The organism is Streptomyces sp. NBC_01390 (genome assembly GCF_045040105.1).
Classification (GTDB): Bacteria; Actinomycetota; Actinomycetes; order Streptomycetales; family Streptomycetaceae; genus Streptomyces.
This window is the reverse complement of sequence record NZ_CP109551.1, coordinates 10,577,017-10,592,597: the sequence shown is the minus strand read 5'-3', so window position 1 is coordinate 10,592,597 and position 15,581 is coordinate 10,577,017. Positions and strand designations below refer to the sequence as shown.

Annotated in this window: 11 protein-coding genes; 7 read left to right on the top strand and 4 right to left on the bottom strand. The window is 69.4% G+C overall.

Features of this window, described 5'->3' with window-relative positions; genetic code table 11:
• Window positions 1–44: 44 nt before the first annotated feature.
• On the bottom strand, window positions 45–2,495 hold the full coding sequence (locus OG241_RS47210) for a glycoside hydrolase family 2 protein (RefSeq protein WP_405824980.1): 2,451 nt from the start codon (window positions 2,493–2,495) through the stop codon (window positions 45–47).
• A 227-nt stretch (window positions 2,496–2,722) separates the two neighbouring features.
• Here OG241_RS47210 and OG241_RS47205 point away from each other — a divergent pair, with 227 nt between their 5' ends.
• From OG241_RS47205 to OG241_RS47190, 4 genes are read left to right on the top strand one after another with little or no spacing between them, the layout of a single operon-like run.
• Complete coding sequence (locus OG241_RS47205) at window positions 2,723–4,405, top strand: ABC transporter substrate-binding protein (RefSeq protein WP_405824978.1); 1,683 nt, start codon at window positions 2,723–2,725, stop codon at window positions 4,403–4,405.
• Between the two features lie 9 nt (window positions 4,406–4,414).
• On the top strand, window positions 4,415–5,404 hold the full coding sequence (locus OG241_RS47200) for an ABC transporter permease (RefSeq protein ID WP_405824976.1): 990 nt from the start codon (window positions 4,415–4,417) through the stop codon (window positions 5,402–5,404).
• Between the two features lie 12 nt (window positions 5,405–5,416).
• Entirely contained in the window at window positions 5,417–7,180 is a 1,764-nt protein-coding gene (locus OG241_RS47195; protein WP_405824974.1) for a dipeptide/oligopeptide/nickel ABC transporter permease/ATP-binding protein, read from the top strand.
• Entirely contained in the window at window positions 7,177–8,025 is an 849-nt protein-coding gene (locus OG241_RS47190) for an ABC transporter ATP-binding protein (RefSeq protein ID WP_405824972.1), read from the top strand. Before OG241_RS47195 ends, OG241_RS47190 begins: the two co-directional genes overlap by 4 nt.
• A gap of 202 nt (window positions 8,026–8,227) precedes the next feature.
• On the opposite strand, the gene OG241_RS47185 is transcribed toward OG241_RS47190, so the two are convergent.
• Window positions 8,228–9,481, bottom strand: a complete 1,254-nt coding sequence (locus tag OG241_RS47185) for an ROK family protein (protein WP_405824970.1) — start codon at window positions 9,479–9,481, stop codon at window positions 8,228–8,230.
• Window positions 9,482–9,657: 176 nt separating this feature from the next.
• Between OG241_RS47185 and OG241_RS47180 the strand changes: the two genes are divergently transcribed.
• Together OG241_RS47180 and OG241_RS47175 are read left to right on the top strand one after the other, a co-directional pair.
• Window positions 9,658–11,178, top strand: a complete 1,521-nt coding sequence (locus tag OG241_RS47180) for a cellulase family glycosylhydrolase (protein WP_405824968.1) — start codon at window positions 9,658–9,660, stop codon at window positions 11,176–11,178.
• A gap of 244 nt (window positions 11,179–11,422) precedes the next feature.
• Complete coding sequence (locus OG241_RS47175) at window positions 11,423–13,096, top strand: CocE/NonD family hydrolase (RefSeq protein ID WP_405824966.1); 1,674 nt, start codon at window positions 11,423–11,425, stop codon at window positions 13,094–13,096.
• Window positions 13,097–13,255: 159 nt separating this feature from the next.
• Here OG241_RS47175 and OG241_RS47170 read toward each other — a convergent pair whose 3' ends face one another.
• Window positions 13,256–14,116, bottom strand: a complete 861-nt coding sequence (locus OG241_RS47170) for a response regulator transcription factor (protein ID WP_405824964.1) — start codon at window positions 14,114–14,116, stop codon at window positions 13,256–13,258.
• Between the two features lie 181 nt (window positions 14,117–14,297).
• Window positions 14,298–14,945, bottom strand: coding sequence for a hypothetical protein (locus OG241_RS47165; protein WP_405824962.1), 648 nt, complete (start codon window positions 14,943–14,945; stop codon window positions 14,298–14,300).
• Window positions 14,946–15,186: 241 nt separating this feature from the next.
• On the opposite strand from OG241_RS47165, the gene OG241_RS47160 reads away from it, so the two are divergent.
• Window positions 15,187–15,546 (top strand): tetratricopeptide repeat protein, encoded by a 360-nt coding sequence (locus tag OG241_RS47160; protein WP_405824960.1) that lies wholly within the window; start codon window positions 15,187–15,189, stop codon window positions 15,544–15,546.
• The last annotated feature ends 35 nt before the right edge of the window (window positions 15,547–15,581 follow it).

Below are 15,581 nucleotides of genomic sequence, written 5' to 3'. Positions count from 1 at the left end.
CAGGATCCCGGCGACCACGGCAGGGAAGTTCTTCGCCGCCCGTTTCAGAGGTCCTCGGCGGCCCGGGCCACGAGGTTGGCGCAGCACAGCACCTCCGGGCCCAGCAGGGCGGACGGCTCGTGGAGGTTCGTCGACGTGCGTACGAGGAAACTGCGGGTCTCTCTCGCGGGCAAGGAGACGAGCATGTCGTCCACGATCGCGTCGGGCGCGACCTTGTCGGCCAGCAGGGCGAGATCGCGCACGTAGGAGGTGGCTCGTACGTCGATCCGGTAGCCACCGGCCACGGGCAGGACGCGGGCGGTGAACGGCGCCGGGTCGTAGGCGAGGTCGCGGTCCTCGGCGAAGAGGTGATGGGCGCGGGCATCGTCTACGGCTGCGATCAGCACTTCGGTGCGCGGGTCGGCGGGTTTGAGCAGGTCGTCGGCCAGGTCCAGCCGGCCGGTGGACCGGGGTGGCACGGCGAGTGGCAACTCTGCGGTGGCCAGCACCTCGCCGGCGAAGGTCTGCCTCGTCGCGAGGACGGTACCCGTCCACGGCTGGTCGTAGTCGTTGACCGCGACCAGCGTGGGCCTGCCCTCGCGGGGCTGCACGGTGAGCAGCCGTGGCGTGAACGCCTGCCTGATCGCGTAGTAGAGGGGTTTGGGTCGTTCGTCGCTGTCCACCGCGGACCAGGAGATGGCGGGCCAGCAGTCGTTGAGCTGCCAGACGAGTGCCCCGGCGGTGCGTGGCCACCACGAGCGGAAGTGTTCGATGCCGAACCTGACGGCGCGGGCCTGGTTGAGCTGGGTCGCCCAGTGCCAGCGCTCGAGGTCGGTGGGGACCGGCAGATGGGGCTCCAGACCGCGGTGCAGCTTGCCGTTGCCGTCTTCGGCCTTCTGGTGGAGCAGGAGCGCGGGTGAGGCGGGTGTCATCGGCTCGTCGTGGATCCAGCGGTGCAGGGTGGTCCAGGTGGGCGGGCCCTGGAAGCCGAACTCGGAGCAGAACCGCGGCACATGGTCGCGGTAGTGGGTGTAGTCGACCGCGTTCCACACATCCCACTCGTGGCGGGTGCCGTGATGGGCGTCGTTCGGTGGCAGGTCGCCGGGGCTGTAGGGACTGCCGGGTGCGTAGGGGCGGGTGGGGTCCAGTTCGGCGACGAGCCCGGGCAGCAGCTCGGTGTAGTAGCCGAGGCCCCAGCTGCGCCCCTCCAGGCTGTCCCGCCAGTTCCAGTCGGTGTAGGCGGGAAGGTTCTCGTTGTTGCCGTTCCACAGTACGAGCGAGGGGTGGGGCAGGAGCCGGGTGATGTTCTCCCGGGCCTCTGCCTCGACCTCGTGGCGCAGGGGCTCCTCCTCTGCGTAGAAGGCGCAGGAGAAGGGGAAGTCCTGCCAGACCATCACCCCGCGTTCGTCGCAGGCGTCGTAGAAGTCGTCGGTCTCGTAGATGCCGCCGCCCCAGACCCGCAGCATGTTCATGTGCGCGTCGACGGCCTGGTCGATCCGGCGTGCCGTTCGCTGCGCGGTCACGCGGGTGAGGAAGTGGTCGTCAGGGATCCAGTTGGCGCCCTTGGCGAAGACCCGTTTGCCGTTGACGACGAAGGTGAACGGCGTGCCGATCTCGTCCGGCTCGGTGTCCACGGTGACGGTGCGGAACCCGATCCGGTGCCGGAACGAGTCGACGGGCTCCCCGTCGGCCAGGAGTGTGACGGTCAGCTCGTACAGCGGCTGGTCGCCGTAGCCGAGCGGCCACCACAGCCGGACGTCCGGCACGAGGACGGTGGCACGCGCGGTGGTGCCGTGGACCTCGGCCCGGACCTGGTCGTCGCCGATCGTGACGGCCACCGTGTACTCGCGGTCGTCGGCGCTGTCGACGTCCATGCGTACGTCGACGCGGCCGGTGCCGTCGGGGTCGACGGTGACGAGCGGGCGCACCTGGGCCAGCCTGCCTGCGTCCCACCGCTCCAGCCGTACGGGTTTCCAGATGCCGGCGGTCTGCAGGTCCGGTCCCCAGTCCCAGCCGAAGGAACACGCCATCTTCCGGAGGGCGTTGTACGGGTGGGGGTAGGCGCGCTTGCGCCAGCCGAGCTGGGCCTCCGCCTCTTCGGCGTGGGTGAGCGCTGAACTCAGCGACACGGTCAGTTCGTTGAGGCCCTCGCGCAGCGACCCGCGGGCGTCGAACCGGTAGCCGCGGTGCATGTTGGCGGTGTGGCCGAGCACGTCACCGTTCAGCTCGACGGTGGCGATCGTGTCGATGCCCTCGAAGACGAGGTCTGTCCGCTCGCCGGGGCGCGGGCCTGTGGCCCGGAACGTGGTCGTGTACTGCCAGTCGGCGCGATGCATCCAGGTCAGCGCCGCCTCGTTGCGGTCCAGGTAGGGATCCGGGATGAGACCGGCGGCCAGCAGGTCGAGGTGGGTGCTTCCCGGCACTTGAGCGAGTACCCGCCGGTCGGCGAGGGCGTCCGGTACCTGCCCTCCCACGGCCCGCAGACTCCAGCCGTCGTGCAACGTCATCCTGATCATCCGTGCTCTCCTCGTTGGTCGTCGACACGACTTCGAGACGATCACCATGCTTACGTAGCCAACCTAAGTAAGTCAACAGCCAGGGGAAACGCTGAACTTGGCAACCTTTGGAGCAGGTTCCACATCATCACGTCACCAGTATTGACCGCTTTCTTAGCGAACTTAATAATGTCAGGCGTGCTCCCACGTCGCTGCACCCCCGAGCGCCACGACGAGAGGACTTCGCCATGTTGTCGACAGAACGCGGCGCGAGAACGCGTGCCGTGGTGATCCTGGCCGCCATGACGCTCGCCGCAGCGGGATGCCAGGCGTCAGGCACGCCGGCCCAGGGCAGAACGCCGACGCTGATCGCGTACACCGGGCAGGCCAGCGACTACCAGATCAACTTCAACCCGTTCGCCCCGACGGCCATCGGTGGGACCGGGACGATCTTCCAGACGCTGTTCTTCTACAACATCGTCCGCAAGGACACCCCGGTGCCGTGGCTGGGCAGGGCGTTCTCCTGGAACAAGGACGGCACCGAACTGTCGATCACCCTCCGGGACGGGGTGAAGTGGTCCGACGGTCAACGGTTCACCGCCGCCGACGTCGTGTTCACCCTCGACATGATCACCAAGCACAAGGGCATGAACAACGCCGGATACGCGGGCCACGCCACGGCGGTCGACGACACTCATGTGACCATCGCGTTCGACAAACCGTCGTTCGTCGACGGCCCGTCGGTCCTGGGCAAGACCTACATCGTGCCCGAGCACAAGTGGAAGGACCTCGCGGATCCGGCCGTCGCCGTCCTGAAGGATCCGGTCGGCACCGGTCCGTATCTGCTGGACGACTTCAAGCCGCAGGCGTACACGCTGAAGGCGAATCCGGCGTACTGGGGCGGGGCGCCCGCGGTGAAGAGGATCCGCTACCCCGCCCTCTCCGGCAACCAGTCCGGCGTCACCGCGCTCAAGGCCGGGCAGATCGACTGGCAGACGGGGCCGGTGCCGGGCATCAAGGACGTGGCGAAGAACTACCCCGGCTACAAGTCCGTCATCACACCGGTGAACCAGATCGTCCTGGACACCTGCAGCAACGCCGATCTCGGCTGCCAGGGCCCGCAGACCGACCCGGCCGTGCGTCAGGCGATCTACCACGCCATCGACCGGACCCAGCTCAACGCGCTGGCCTTCGACAACACGGCCGGCGACATCTCGCCCGGCTTCCTGCTGCCGAACCGGGACCGTGCCCTCATGTCCGGCAAGCTGCGGAACGCGATCGCGCCCGCGAAGCCGGACGTCGCCGAGGCGCAACGCATCCTGGAGGACGCCGGCTACGCCAAGAATTCCGACGGGATCTACGCGAAGGACGGCAAGCCACTGGCGCTGACGGTCAAAACCGTCTCCGGCTGGACCGACTACATCACCGCGGTCAACACGATCGGCCAGCAACTCAAGAAGGCCGGCATCAAGCTCACTCCGCAGCAGCTGTCCTGGAACGAGTTCGTCGACTCCCGGGACCGCGGCTCCTATCAGCTGATCATCGACTCCCTCTACCAGGGACCCGCGCCGGACCCGTACTACCTCTACACGTACTTCCTCAGCACCGCGCAGACCGCGAAGGTCGGCGCCAAACCCGGCTCGAACTTCAGCCGCTTCTCCGACCCGCGGATCGACCGGGCTCTCGACGCGCTCAAGCACATCAACCCCACCGACAATGCCGCGCGGCAGCCCTACCTGGACACCATCCAGACCCTCGTCGAACAGTCCATGCCGTACATTCCGGTGCTCACCCAGGGCACGATCAACGTCTACCACGACGCGAAGTTCACCGGCTGGCCGACCGACAGCGACCTCTATGCCTTCCCCGCCGTCTGGCAGAGCCCCGACAGCGCGGAGGTCTACCTGCGTCTCAAGCCCGCCGGGAAGTGAGACCGACCCATGCGGTACTACGCGCGCAAACTCGCTTTCTACCTGGTCGCCCTGTGGGCGGCGGTGACGCTGAACTTCTTCATCCCGCGGATGATGCCGGGCGATCCGGCGGACATCCTCATGGCGAAGCTGCAACAGCACGGCGGCGGAGTCGATCCGGCCGCGCGCCGGGCGTACGAGCTTCTGCTCGGTGCCCACACGGACGAGTCGCTGCTCAGTCAGTACGTCGCGTATCTGGGCAACCTGCTGCAAGGTGACTTCGGGATCTCGGTGAGCGACTTCCCGACCCCGGTCTCGACGGTCATCGCCACCTCACTGCCCTGGACCATCGCTCTCGTCGGGATCGCGACGATCCTGGCGGTCGTCTCCGGGATCGTGCTGGGAGTGTTCGTCGGGTGGCGGCGCGGCACCTGGCTGGACTCGCTGGTGCCGGCGACGACCGTACTGTCCGCGGTGCCGTACTTCTGGCTCGCGCTCATCCTGGTCGCCGTCCTCGGCTCGTGGCTGGGCTGGTTTCCGCTTCTGGGTGGGTACGACGTCGCCATCACCCCCGGCCCGTACAACGACTTCATCGGCTCCGCGCTCTACCACGGCATTCTGCCCGCGGTCACCATCGTGATCTCCTCGGTCGGAGGATGGGTACTGGCGACGCGGAACATGATGGTCTCGGCGATGGCCGAGGACTTCGTGCTCACCGCCAAGGCGAAGGGCCTGAGCGATCGACGCGTCATGATCCGGTACGCGGCACGGAACGCGATCCTGCCGTCCGTCGCCGGATTCGCGATCTCCCTCGGCTTCGTCGTCGCCGGCTCGATCGTCACCGAACAGGTCTTCGCCTACCCGGGCATCGGGTCGAAGCTGCTGCAGGCGGTACAGAACAACGACTACGCGCTCATGCAGGCCGTCTTCCTGGTCATCACGGTCACGGTGCTCGCCGCCAACCTCGCCGTCGACCTGCTCTACGGCCTCATCGACCCACGCACCCGGACCAGCGGCTGAGGGGGCACACAGATGACGAACATCAACCCCGGCGTGCTGCCACGCCCCCGCGACGGCGGGCGCGTGCGCCGGTCACCCAAGCTGGCCGTCGGATCCGCCCTGATTCTCGCGATCACCCTGTTCGCTCTCGTCGGCCCGCTGCTGGTCGGCGACCCGGACCGGATCGACAACATCGGTCTGACCTCGCCGGGCAGCGGGCACCTGCTCGGCACCACCCAGACCGGTCAGGACGTACTCGCCCAACTCGCGTACGCCACCCGGGGCTCGCTCTCCATAGGTGTCCTGGTCGGCGTCCTGGCCACCGTGCTCGCAGCGCTGTTCGGCATCGTCGGGGCCTATCTCGGCGGCGTGGTCGACGAGGCGTTCTCGCTGTTCTCCAACGTGATGCTGGTGATCCCCGGCCTTCCCCTGATCATCGTGATCTCCGCGTTCGTCCCGCCGGAACAGCGCGGCTGGTGGACGATCGCACTGGTGCTGGCGATCACCGGCTGGGCAGGGTCGGCCCGCGTCCTGCGCGCCCAGACCCTGTCCCTGCGCAATCGGGACTATGTACTGGCCGCCCGTGTCGCCGGGGAGGGACCCGGGCGGGTCATCGGCGTCGAAGTCCTGCCGAACCTGCTGCCGCTGCTGGCCTCGCAGTTCGTGTTCTCGGTGATCGCCGCGATCCTGAGCGAGGCAGGCCTGTCCTTCCTGGGCCTGGGCGCGTCCTCCTCGTCGACCCTCGGCACGATGCTCTACTACGCGCAGAACGGCTTCGCCCTCCAGCTCGGCGCCTGGTGGTGGTTCGTGCCGCCAGGGCTGGTCATCGCCCTGTTCGGCTGCGGTCTCGCCCTGGTGAACTTCACCCTCGACGAGATCATCAACCCGACACTGCGCAACCGCCCGCGGCGGACAGGACGTACGGCCCGCCCTGCCCCGGTCCTCGAAGCGCACCCCGAGGACGACGTGGTACTCAGCCTCACCGACCTTTCCGTGACCTACCAGGGCGAACAGCCGGTGCGGGCCGTGCGGGACGTGTCACTCACGCTGCGCCGGGGCGAGATCCTCGGCCTGGCCGGAGAGTCGGGCTGCGGCAAGACCACCCTCGCGTACGCGGTCAACCGGCTGCACCTGCCGCCCGCCGAGGTCACCGGCGGCTCCGTGGCCTTCCACGACCGTGACGGCGGCGTACTCGACGTGCTCGCCCTGTCCCCGGGCGAGCTGCGCGCCTTCCGGTGGTCGAAGCTGTCCATGGTCTTCCAGGGCGCCATGAACGCGCTCAACCCCGTCCTGACCATCCGCGCACAGATGGAGGACGTCCTCACCACCCACCGGCCGACGATGTCCCGCGCGGCCCGGCGGGCCCGCTGCGCCGAGCTGCTCACGACGGTCGGCATCGATCCCCGCCGCCTGCGCTCCTACCCGCACGAGCTCTCCGGCGGGATGCGGCAACGGGTGTTGATCGCCATGGCCATGCTGCTCGATCCACAGGTCGTCATCCTGGACGAGCCGACCACCGCGCTCGACGTGGTCGTGCAGCGGGGCATCCTTCAGGAGATCATGCGGCTCCGTGACCAGAGCGGCTTCGCCGTCCTGTTCATCACCCACGACCTTCCCCTGCTGCTGGAGGTCGCGGACCGGATCGCGGTCATGCTCGACGGCCGGATCGTCGAGAACGCGTCGGCCGAGGACATCCGGGGCGGGCCACAACACCCGTACACGCGCCGGCTGCTCGCCTCCTTCCCCAGCCTCACCGGCGAGCGCGGGGCGTTCGTGCGGTCCGGAGGCGCGTCATGACCGTGCTGGAAGTGGCCGACCTGGTCAAGGAGTTCCGGGTACGCGGTGGCCTTCGCCCCACCCGACTGCGGGCCGTCGACCATGTCTCGTTCACCCTCACCCCGGGCCGCACGGTGGCGCTGGTCGGCGAATCCGGGTCGGGCAAGTCCACGATCGCCAGGATCATCGCCCGGCTCGAACAGCCCACCGGCGGCCGGGTCGCCCTCACCGGAGCGGACGGCGCGCCGGTCCCGGATCGCGACTACCGCCACCACGTGCAGATGGTGTTCCAGGACCCGTTCGCCTCGCTGAACCCGTTCCACACCGTCGCGCACCACCTGGCGCGCCCGCTCCGTCTGCACGGTCGCGCCCGGACCCGTACGGAGACCTGGTCCGCGACAGCGGAACTGCTGGAGCGGGTCAGCCTGCCGGCCGGCACCCTCACGCACCGTCGGCCGCACGAACTCTCCGGCGGTCAGCGCCAGCGCGTGGCCATCGCCCGCGCGCTCGCACCCGGTGCGACCGTGCTGGTGGCCGACGAGCCGGTCTCCATGCTGGACGTCTCGATCCGGCTGGACGTGCTCAACCTGCTGGCCCGGCTGCAGCGGGAGGAGAACCTCGCCGTCCTCTACATCACCCACGACCTGGCGACCGCACGGCACTTCGCCGACGACATCCTGGTCCTCTACCGGGGACGAGTCGTCGAGCGAGGCCCCGCGGACAAGGTGATCCGCACCCCGCAACACCCCTACACGAAACTGCTGGCCGCGGCGTCACCCGATCCGACGGCACGGGGCCGCTTCGTGAACATCGACCCCGCGGAGGTGATCAGGGCAGGCGGCATGCCGCCGTACGAGCACCGCTAGGCGCTCCGCTGGAAGTACCGCGGTGGGCCGTCAGCCGTCCGCGGCGCCGTCGTGGCTGGTCGCTCCCCCACTCTCGGCTTCGCTCGAGCGGGGGGACCCCCATCGCGGCGGAGCCGCAGATCGACACAGCCCCGCGCCCCTTCAGGGCGCTGCCGAACCGCAGCGGACTTCGCCCGACCCGCTTGGCAAGGCGGCCGAGGAGTCAGGAGGTCTCACCGGTGCCGGCGAGCAGCGGCCGGGGTCCGTCCTGCGGGTGGGCGAGGGTCAGCTCGCTCTGCAGGACGAGGATCGCGCCACCGATCGCCGCCGCGTCCGAGCCGTTCACCGACGGTACGACCCGCACCGGATGCACTCGGCGCGCGAACGTGCGCCGGTCCACCTCCTGCTGGATCACCGCCTGGTAGATCGAGCCCGCCACGGCGAAGCTCGGCCCCGCCAGCACGATCGTGTCGACATCGAACAGCGTGGCCATGGTGACGGCGGCGTACCCCAGATGGCGAGCCGACCGCTCGACGAGACCCCGGGCCTCGGGGTCACCCGCGTTCGCGGCGGCCGCGATCCGTGCGAACTCGGTGAGGAAGCTGTCGTCGGTCGGACCGAGCGCCAGCCTCTGGGCCAGTCCCGGCATCGCCATGGCCTGCCGGACCAGGGCGGAGGGGCCGGCGTAGTTCTCCAGGCAGCCGATGTTGCCGCACGGGCACTCCTCGCCGTTGACGTCGACGGAGATGTGTCCGATCTCCACGCTGTTCGAGGAGCTGCCGCGGTACACCTCGCCGGCCACCACGACCCCGCCACCGATGCCGGTGGCCATGTAGATGCAGCCATAGGTGCTGCGTGGGGCGACCGCTCCCAGCCAGTACTCGCCGATCGCGGCCGCGGCGGCGTCGTTGTCGAGCAGGACGGGCAGTCCCAGGCTCTCCGCGAGCCTCGGCGCGACCGGGCAGCCCAGCCACTCCTCGGTGGGCTGCGGGGTCAACAGCACACCCGTGCGTCGGTCCTGCGGACCGTAGCCGACCAGGCCCACGCCCAGCACCTTCTCGCGGTCGACCGCCGCGGTGGCCAGCAGCGCCTCCACCTGGGACGCCACCAGCGGCAGCGTCCGATCCGGCGACATCTCCGCGGTGCCCTGGAACGATGTCCGGGCCACCTGCCGACCGGCCAGATCGACCACCACGATCACGCACGTGTTGCGTTCGAGCTGGACTCCGACGCTGTACCGGGCTTGCGGGTTGAGCTGGAGAACCGTGCGCGGCTTGCCGCCCGTCGGCGCGCCGCGGCCGGTTTCGACGACCAGGTCGTCGGCGATGAGCTCCCGCACGACCGCGGAGATCGTCGCACCGGTCAGACCCGTCGCCGCCGCGAGCTCCACCCGACTGGTCGCGCGCGCCGACCTGATCACATCGAGGACCAAGCCGCGCGTCTTCAGCCGGCTTGCCCAGAGGGGGCTGGTCGCCACGTGTTCTCCTTCGTTCCGTGCTTTGTCACCTTAGTTTACTTAGGCCGTGCTGGGACTTTCGCCCCCGACTCGCTTCCCGCTCCAGAAGCCAGTTGCAGGCGCCTTGACTTTCATAAGTTACCGAAATAACGATGGGCATAACTCCCGTCAGTCCCGCACGGCAACGAGGAGATCAGGTGAAACGTAGACACGCCTTAACGGCCATCGGCGCCGCCGGTGCGCTGATCCTGGGTGGCATCGCGGTCGCCGCCCTACCCGCATCGGCAGCCGCCACCGGCTGCTCGGTCACGTACAAGGTGCAGAGCCAATGGTCCGGCGGATTCAACGCGGACGTGGCCATCACCAATCTCGGCGCCGCCGTACGAGGGTGGACCCTCACGTTCGGATTCCCGAACGCCGACCAGAAGGTCACCAACGGCTGGAACGCCACCTGGAGACAGACCGGGACGGAGGTGTCCGCCGCCAGTCTGGACTGGAACCAGACACTGGACACCGGCAAGTCCACCTCCATCGGGTTCACCGGTGCATGGAAGGGCGCCAATCCGGAACCGGCGTCCTTCGCGCTCAACGGCGTGACGTGCACCGGCGCGGTGACGTCCCCCACCCCCACACCCACGCCCACCCCTACCCCCACGCCCACGCCCACTCCGCCCGGCGGCCCCGGCGGTCCGGCCCCGAAGCTGAAGGTCTCCGGCAACAAGATCGTCACCGCGGACAAGAAGCCGTACCGGCTGCTGGGTGTGGACCGCTCCAGCGGTGAATACGCCTGTGTGCAGGGCAAGGGGCTGTGGGACAGCGGCCCGGTCGACCAGGCATCCGTCGACGCGATGAAGACCTGGAACATCCACGCGGTACGCGTGCCGTTGAACGAGGAATGCTGGCTCGGTATCAACGGCTCGCCCAGCGGAGCCACCTACCAGCAGGGCGTCAAGGACTACGTCACTCTGCTGGTGGCCAACGGCATCACTCCGATCCTCGATCTGCACTGGACCCGGGGCGCCTACACCAACGGGCCGGACTGGCACTGCAAGGACGCGACCGCGACATGCCAGAAACCGATGCCTGACGCGCAGTACGCCCCCCAGTTCTGGACCGGTGTCGCAGGCGCGTTCAAGGGCAACGACGCCGTGGTCTTCGACCTGTTCAACGAGCCGTACCCGGAGATCGCCAGTAACTGGGACAAGACCCTCGGCTGGACGTGCTGGCGGGACGGCGGCACCTGCACCGGCCTTCCCTATGAGACCGCCGGCATGCAGGATCTGGTCGACGCGGTGCGGGCCACCGGCGCGACGAACGTCCTCATGCTGGGCGGCCTGGAGTGGGCCAACGACATGCGGGAGTGGCTGACGTACAAGCCCACCGACCCGCTGAACAACCTCGCCGCGTCCTGGCACTCCTACAGCAACAACGCCTGCGCGACCGAGTCCTGCTGGGACAGCCAGGTCGCGCCGCTCGCGCAGCAGGTGCCGATCGTCATCGGTGAGTTCGGCCAGGACAACTGCGGCTTCGACTACATGCAGCGGTTGGTCGACTGGGCCGACGCGCACAGCCTGGGATATCTCGCGTGGACCTGGAACCCGTGGGGCTGCAGCACCGGCGCCGTACTCATCAAGGACTGGGCCGGTACCCCGGAGCCCGGCGTCGGCGAGGGACTGAAGGCCCACCTCCTGAGCCAGGATCCCTACGCAACTCCGTGACCGAGCACCCGCTTGCCCAAGCCGCCCCTGCCCCGGATGTTCCGGTGGGACAGGGGCGGTGCCGGTGAAGACGTACCCGCGCTCGTCGTAGCGGGTGACGTCTGCCCGAGCCTGCGCCAGGCACCAGCGCTCCGGTGCCGTCCGGGTTTCCAGAGTGCGGTTACCCCCGTTCGGGTGTAGTGCGCGACGCGCGCCGGATTCGACCATGTCGTCGGCAGCGTCGTGGCACGCAAAGGAGCGGCACATGGCAGACGTACAGATCGAGTTCGACGTCCCTGCGGAGATGCGTGACGGCACGGTACTGCGCGCCGATGTCTACCGGCCCGGGGGTCCCGGGCCATGGCCGGTGCTGCTGAGCCGGCTGCCGTACGGGAAGCAGATGGCCCTGGCGGTTGTCCTGCTCGATCCCCTGGCGGCGGCCAGGCGCGGCTTCATGGTGGTCATCCAGGACACCCGCGGCCGCTTCGCCTCGGAGGGGCAGTGGGAACCATGGACGTACGAGGAGAACGACGGGTACGACAGCGTGCGCTGGGCCGCCGCCCTCCCCGGCGCGAACGGCTCGGTCGGCATGATCGGTGCCAGCTACTTCGGCAACACGCAGTGGATGGCGGCGCTGTCCAAGCCGCCGGAGCTGAAGGCGATCGCGCCGATCGTCACCTGGTCCGATCCGGACGACGGGCTGTGGACGCGCGGCGGCGCGATCGAGCTCGGCATCACCGCGCCCTGGACCCTCATGATGGGCGCCGACGCGCTGATGCGCCGACACAGCACCGACCCCGCCGCTCTTGTGGGCGGCATCACCGGCCTCGTACAGGATCTCGACGGCCTGGCGGGCGGCGGTTACGGAGAGCTGCCGGCCGGGCGGTTCCCTGCGTTCGCCCGGCACGACCTGCCCGAGCTGGGCTACGAGCGTTCCCGGCGGGAGCCCGACTGGGCGCGGTCCTGCCGGGTGGCGGGCCGGCACGACGAGGTCGACCTGCCCACCTTCCAGGTCGGCGGCTGGTACGACATCTTCTGCCAGGGCACGCTCGACAACTTCACCGCCATGCGCGGTGCCGGCCGGTCCAGCACACTGATCATGGGTCCCTGGAGCCACGCCAACCAGCAGCACGTGATCGGGGACGTCAACTTCGGGTTCGCCGCGAACTCCCAGTTCATGGGTATGCGCGGACGCCTGCACGACATGCAGCTCGACTGGTACCGGCGCACGATCGGCGACGGCGAGGCTCTGGAGCCGGACACGGGCCAGGTGCTGCTGTTCGTCATGGGCGTCAACCAGTGGCGCGAGGAGAAGGAATGGCCCCTGCCACGGGCCGTGGAAACCGACTTCCACCTGCGCGCCGACGGCCGTCTGACCCTGGAGCAGCCGTCCGCCGCCGAGCAGCCCGAGGAGTTCACCTACGACCCCATGGATCCGGTACCCACCACCGGCGGCCCGCTCCTGCTGTCCGACGAGTTCCGACCCGGGCCCCTCGACCAGACGGCCGTGGAGGCGCGCCAGGACGTCCTGGTCTTCACCACCGAACCGCTCGCCGAGGACACCGAGGTGACCGGCCGGGTCCGGGCAGTGCTCTTCGCCGCCACCGACGGCCCCTCGACCGACTGGGTGGCACGCCTGTGCGACGTCGACGAGAACGGTGTCTCCCGCAATGTGACCGACGGCATCGTGCGGGTGCGCGCCGCGACACCGGGCGAGCCTGCCGAGCACGTCGTGGACCTCTGGTCGACCAGCAACGTCTTCCGCGCCGGGCACCGTATACGGGTTCAGATCACCTCCAGCAACTTCCCCCGCTGGGACCGCAACCTCAACACGGGCGAACCCGAGGACAGCGCCACCACGGCCCGAGTGGCCAGCCAGCAGGTCTTCCACGACCCCGATCGGCCCTCCCGGATCGTCCTGCCCGTGGTGCCGGCCTGACAGTGCCCGGCGAAAGATCGACTGATTGGTCGCGTCGGCCTGCGCGCGCCGGACCAGTCACGTTGGTTCTCACGGAGGCGGCCGGGCACTCCGTGAGGACCTCGTGTTCGAGGTCGTAGCCCTGGCCGCCGGGGATGGCTGCGTTCTTCGGTACGCCAGTCAGGGAAGCAGGCCCTGTCGCCGTGCGGCGACCACCGCCTCGAAGCGGGTGCTCGCTCCCAGCTTGCGCATCGCGCTGCGCAGATACGACTTGACCGTTTCCGGAAGCAGCGACAGCCGGCGACCGGCTTCGGCGTTGCTGCATCCCAGTGCCACCTCCGCCAGGACGTCGAGCTCCCGGGGCGCCAGCGCCGGGCCCGGCGCAGCGGGGGCATCGGAGGGCCGGGCCAGCCGCCCGGCCGCGTCGAGCAGCCGGCCGCGCAGGTCACCGTCGGGCACCTGCTGGGCTATGCGCCGCAACTCGGCGTGGACTTGGCGGAGTTCGTCCGGAGCCACGCCTCGGTGTCCGTCGACGGCGCCGCTCCGCGCGGCGTCCAGCAGGCGCAGGCGATGGTCGACCTCATCACGGATGACCAGCTCGGCGGCCAGTCGCCGGGAGGCCGCGGCGACCGCGTCGGCCGCCCTGTCCCCGAGCGGGGCAGGGCCGCGACCGGCCCCGTAGAGCACAGCGCGCACCGCACCCGACACCACGACGGGGACGGCGACGACAGAGCGGATCCCCTCCAGCCGCACGGGGTGGTCGTAGTCGTGCGTGATCGAGCGGGCCGACCTGTAGTCCGTCACTTTGGCCGGCCGCGCCGTGGTGAGGACCTGGCCGCCCAGCCCGGCTTCGGCTCGCACCCTGAGACCGCGCAGACTCGCCGTCCGCACACCGATGAACTGCGACAGGCTCAGCGATGTGTCCTCCACCTGTCCGCCGAACAGGACGGGGATGCCGGAGCGGTCGTGGACCTGGCGCAGTGCCTGCCGGAGCGCGTCACCGTCGTCGGGCCGCAGAAGGGTGTCGGGAGGGGAGTGCATCACCCGTACCCCTTTCCGGGGGGTCGTGCGCCGTCGTCGTGATGCGGAGCATAAACCGCCGTAACAGCACCGTCATAGAGCCGCGGCGGAATCGGAAAGGGGATGGACGTGACCATGAGCGAACGATCGGCGTCGGCGGTGACCGCGGCCGTCGGCGGCCGTCGGCCGAGCGGACCCGGGGTCAGCTGAGGCCGAGCTTGGTGAGCGCGGTGGTCCAGTCGGTGACGATCGCCTGTTGCGCCTGCGCGAGGGTGACCTTGCCGGCGCAGACCGCGGTGTGCAGCTTTGTCTCCACCGGGTCCTTCGCGTTGTTGACCCCGCTGCCCTTCTTGTGGCCCGGGTCGGCCGGCTCCACCCACAGGTTGCGGTAGTCGTTGGGGTCGCCGCCCAGCTGCAGGCTGATCAGGTGGTCGTACTCGGCGTCACGCATGTTCCCGGTGAAGCCGTAGGAGGCGGCGTTGAGCTTCTTCTCCTTGCCGGTTATGTACGTGGAGGGCCGCACGCCGGAGGTGTAGCCGCCCTTGCGGCAGATCGTCGACTTCAGGTTCGTCTGCGTGACGGCAGGGGATATCGCGCCCGGCGTGCACCGGGAGTCCTCCAGCGGCTCCCCCTTCTCGTACCGGTAGTGGCAGCTACCGGCCGCGGGCTGCTGCTGCACCGTGTACTTCTTCTGCGGGCCGGCCCCCACTGCTATCGAGCCGGCCCCGCCTGGAGCACCCGACGCAGACGGCGCCGACGGGTCCGACGTGCCCAACGGGACGGACGAACAGCCCGCCAGAAACAGGCAGGACAGCAGCGCGGGCGAAGCGACCCGGCGGGTGAAGCGCATGACGACCCCTCATGGGCAGGCGACAACTGAGCAGATGCTGCCCTACCGGGAATTCCGTACACCGGGCGGGGTGTCCGGGTGGGAGCACCCACGCCATCCGGCGGGGCGCACGGGCGGCGACCCGGACCGTCCGCGGCCAGGACGTCGCGGGGCCGGTCTCGTGCTGCCGGGCCGTGCCCAGCAGCACGACGGCGGAATGACCGGCCGCCCGAACCGGTTACCGCCTCCGAAGGAGGCAAGAGTGGAGACCACGACGTACACGTACTACGACCACGGAACCGCTGCGGAGCGCTGGGAGCGGGCGGGGCTGTTCTTCGACGCCAAGGACTACGCCGGTGCGGCGCGGGTGCTGGGCGGGCTGGTCGAGGAGGTGCCGGAGCAGACCGCACCCCGGCTGCTGCTGGCCCGCGCCTACTACCACTCGGCCCAACTGCGGCGCGCCGAGGCCGAGTTGCTCGTCCTCGTCGAGCGCGACCCAGTGGAGCAGTACGCCCGGCTGTTGCTGGGACGCACGCTCCAGCGCCAGGGCCGTCACGAGGAGGCCGCGCCGCACATGAAGCTCGCCTCGGCCCTCGCGGGCGACTTCGACAACTTCGAGTAGTCCACGACAGACAATCCGGCCCGGCTTCCCGGTTC

Coding starts and splice junctions, on each gene's coding strand:
- OG241_RS47210 (WP_405824980.1), bottom strand. CDS start 2,495: ATGATCAGGATGACGTTGCACGACGGCTGGAGTCTGCGGGCCGTGGGA.
- OG241_RS47205 (WP_405824978.1), top strand. CDS start 2,723: ATGTTGTCGACAGAACGCGGCGCGAGAACGCGTGCCGTGGTGATCCTG.
- OG241_RS47200 (WP_405824976.1), top strand. CDS start 4,415: ATGCGGTACTACGCGCGCAAACTCGCTTTCTACCTGGTCGCCCTGTGG.
- OG241_RS47195 (WP_405824974.1), top strand. CDS start 5,417: ATGACGAACATCAACCCCGGCGTGCTGCCACGCCCCCGCGACGGCGGG.
- OG241_RS47190 (WP_405824972.1), top strand. CDS start 7,177: ATGACCGTGCTGGAAGTGGCCGACCTGGTCAAGGAGTTCCGGGTACGC.
- OG241_RS47175 (WP_405824966.1), top strand. CDS start 11,423: ATGGCAGACGTACAGATCGAGTTCGACGTCCCTGCGGAGATGCGTGAC.
- OG241_RS47170 (WP_405824964.1), bottom strand. CDS start 14,116: ATGCACTCCCCTCCCGACACCCTTCTGCGGCCCGACGACGGTGACGCG.
- OG241_RS47165 (WP_405824962.1), bottom strand. CDS start 14,945: ATGCGCTTCACCCGCCGGGTCGCTTCGCCCGCGCTGCTGTCCTGCCTG.